Below are 3,027 nucleotides of genomic sequence, written 5' to 3'. Positions count from 1 at the left end.
GCGGCGGCGAGGTGCTGCTGCCAGTAGCCAAGCTGCCGCTCCAGCACCGCGCCCTGGAGCCAGTCGCGCTGCCAGACCGCATAATCCGCGTATTGAATCGGGAGTTCGGGTAGATCGGCGGTAGTGTCGGTGGCCCGCGCGGTGTACAGGGCAGCAAGCTCGTCCAGCAGCACGTCCAGCGACCAGCCATCCGCGACGATATGATGCAGCGTCACCAGCAGCAGATGCTCGTCGGCTGCCAGGCGGAAGAGCCGCGCGCGCACCAGTGGGCCGTGCGCTAGATCAAAGGGCTGCTGTGCCTCGGCGATCGATAGCTGCCGCGCGGTGGCTTGACGCTCAGCTTCTTCGACAACATCGGTCAGATCATGCAGTGGCAGATCGAGCGGACCTGCCGGAGCAATGACCTGGATAGGCTTGCCGTTGACCGTCGAAAAGCTGGTGCGTAAGACCTCATGCCGTGCGACGATCGCGCTCAGGCTATGATGCAACGCCGCGACATCGAGCGATCCACGCAGGCGCATCCCGATCGGTACGTTATAGGCTGTGCTGCCGGGCGCGAGCTGATCAAGAAACCAGAGTCGCTGCTGGGCAAACGAGAGCGGCAGCGCACCTTCGCGGCTGACGGGCTGCAAGGGTGGCTGCGCTTCCGACAGATCGCCGGGTGCCGCGCTTATCCGCCTCGCCAGCTCCGCCAGCGTCGCGGCCTCGAATATGCTGCGCAGCGGTAGCTCGATTCCAAAGGTTTCGCGGATGCGTGAGACTAGCTGCGCTGCCAGCAGCGAGTGCCCGCCCAGGTTGAAGAAGTTGTCGTGGATGCTCACCCGCTCGACGCGGAGCACATTGGCCCAGATACTCGCCAGCAGCTCCTCGATCAGATTGGTCGGTGCGACGAAGCGCTCGTCCAGCTCCGCCGCTAGCTCTGGCGCGGGCAACGCCTTGCGGTCGATCTTGCCGCTGGGTGTCTTCGGCAGCGCGTCGAGCACCACGAACGCGCTCGGCACCATGTAGTCGGGAAGCGATGCGCCGACATGCTGGCGCAAGGCGGCGGCACCAGGAACTAAGAACTGAGAGCCATCCTCCCCCGGTGCCTGGTGCTTGGTTTTCGGCTCTCCCACGACATACGCGACGAGCCGCATGTCCGGGTGCCCGCCTGCGGGCGGCGTATCCTCACGCGCCACCACCACGCACTCGCTGACCTGCGGGTGCTGCGCCAGCACGGCCTCGATCTCGCCCGTCTCGATGCGGAAGCCCCGGATCTTCACCTGGTGGTCGATTCGCCCCAGGATCTCGATCGTCCCATCGGCGCGCCAGCGGCCAAGGTCGCCGGTGCGCACCATCAGCGCGCCATCCTCGAACGGACACGGCACGAAGCGCTCCGCGGTGAGATCCGGGCGGTGGAGGTAGCCGCGCGAGACGCTCTGGCCGGAGATGCAGACCTCGCCCGCGATGCCGATGGGCTGCGGCTGGTTGGCGGCGTTGAGGATGTAGATCCGGTTGTTCTGCAAGGGCTTCCCGACCGTGATCGGCTTGCCCAGGTCTTCGACACGAATCACGCCCAGGGCGTTGATGTCGCTGATCTCGGTCAGGCCGTAGATGTTGACGATCTCGACGGCTGGACCGATCTGGCCGAAGACCGCCTGGAGCAAGCGCTGCTCCAGCTTCTCGCCGCCGATCAGCAGGTAGCGCAGCGCGTTCGGCGGCAGCTCCGGCGCGACCTCGTTCAGCACGGCCTGCATGTAGGAGGGCACCGCGTCGAGCAGGTGGAGCTGGTGGTCGTCGAGGTAGCGCAGCAGGGCGCGGCTGTCGAGCTTGACCGCATCGGGAATGATATGCAGCGTGCGGCCAAAGATCAGCGACGGGAAGATCTGGTTGACCGAAATATCGAAGCTGATCGACGTGATCAGGCCGGTCGTTTGGACGGCGGGATCGTCGAAGTAGGCGCGCAGGCCGTGGACCAGATTAATCAAGCCGCGCTGCGTGACCATCACGCCCTTTGGTCGTCCGGTCGAGCCGGAGGTGAAGATCAGGTAGGCCAGGTGCTCCGGCAGCGCCGTGCGCGCAGGATTCGTGGTGGGATACGCCGCCAGGGTGTGCCAATCGGCATCCAGGCGGAAGACCTGCGCCGTGTGTTCGGGCAGGCGCGCGACCAGCGCCGCCTGGGTCAGGAGCACCGGGGAGCGGCTGTGCGACAGCATGTACTGAAGGCGCTCAGCCGGGTAGGTGGGATCGAGGGGTACATACGCGCCGCCCGCCTTGAGGATCGCCAGCATGCCGACGATCATCTCCAGACTCCGCTCGACACACAGCGCGACGAGCACATCGGGCCCGACGCCCTGCGCGCGCAGGTGGTGCGCGAGTTGATTCGCCCGCGTGTTCAGCTCGGCATACGTCAGCGCTTGCCCCTCGAAGATGATCGCGTGAGTGTGGGGCGTGCGCGCGGCCTGGGCCTCGATCAGCGCATGCACGGCGGCGTCGCGCGGATACTCAGCCCCGGAGCGGTTCCAGTCGATCAACATCTGCTGGCGCTCGGCCTCGGTCAGCAGCGGCAGGTGGGCGATCTGTTCGTCGGGATTGGCGACGATCGCCTCCAGCAGCGTGTGGAAATGGGCGGCCATGCGCGCGATCGTCGCGGCGTCGAAGAGATCGGTGCTGTACTCGAACATGCCACGCAGCCCATCCGCCGTTTCGATCATATTCAGCGTCAGATCGAGCTTCGACGTGCCGCTGAAAGCATCGCCAATGCTCAATTCCAGTTCTGGCAAGCGCAGGGTTTCCAGCGGGGCGTGGCGGAGCGAGAAGGCAACCTGGAAGATAGGGGTGTGGTGCAGGCGACGCTCCGGGTGCAGCGCTTCGACCACCTGCTCGAAGGGCAGGTCCTGATGGGCATAGGCGCTGAGCGCCACCTCGCGCACGCGGCGCACCAGCGCCAGCACGCTCGGCTGGTCGCGCAGATCGAGGCGCAGCGGCAGCATGTTGACAAAGCAGCCGATCAGCGGCGCGGTTTCCGGGCGCGCGCGGCCCGCGATC

General features: G+C 66.2%; 1 protein-coding gene. It reads right to left on the bottom strand.

Annotated elements, in window-relative coordinates; translation table 11 throughout:
• On the bottom strand, positions 1-3,027 hold a 3,027-nt coding region (locus tag VFZ66_11610; GenBank protein HEX6289833.1), incomplete at both ends, for an amino acid adenylation domain-containing protein.

This window comes from Herpetosiphonaceae bacterium (assembly GCA_036374795.1).
Lineage (GTDB): Bacteria > Chloroflexota > Chloroflexia > Chloroflexales > Kallotenuaceae > LB3-1.
This window is presented reverse-complemented; position numbering and strand designations above follow the sequence as displayed.